General features: G+C 60.9%; 1 pseudogene. It reads right to left on the reverse strand.

The annotated features are described in order from the left end of the window. Positions 1-103: 103 nt before the first annotated feature. Positions 104-565 (reverse strand): annotated as a pseudogene (locus ACFFNA_RS39220) (phosphomethylpyrimidine synthase ThiC); the annotation flags it as partial.

Genomic DNA, 565 nt, shown 5'->3' on the forward strand with positions numbered 1-565 from the left:
CACGGATCGATCAAAATGGCGGCCCTTGAACATGACAAACTCCCGGAAAGCAGGAGCAGCCGTCATGCAGCAATGACCTTTCCGAAAAGTTTGCGACGGAACCTTCAAGTTCGGCGAATTGCGCCGCGTCGTTGGCGTCGGCGATCGAGCCCGGACGGAGTCCGTCGCCGAGCGAGAACGAGACGTCATAGGCGCGGCAGATGTCGCAGATCTCCTCGAAATGCTCGTAGAGGAAGCTCTCCTTGTGATGGTGCAGGCACCACTTCGCCATGATCGAGCCGCCTCGGCTGACGATGCCCGTGACCCGGTCAACGGTGAGCGGGATGTAATGCAGCCTCACGCCAGCATGGATGGTGAAATAGTCGACGCCTTGCTCGGCCTGCTCGATCAGGGTGTCGCGATAGACTTCCCAAGTCAGGTCCTCGGCGATGCCGCCGACCTTTTCGAGCGCCTGATAGAGTGGCACGGTGCCGATCGGCACCGGCGAATTGCGCACGATCCATTCGCGGATGTTGTGGATGTTGCGGCCGGTCGACAGATCCATCACCGTGTCGGCGCCCCAGCG

It is taken from the genome of Mesorhizobium kowhaii, assembly GCF_042431665.1.
Taxonomy (GTDB): domain Bacteria; phylum Pseudomonadota; class Alphaproteobacteria; order Rhizobiales; family Rhizobiaceae; genus Mesorhizobium; species Mesorhizobium kowhaii.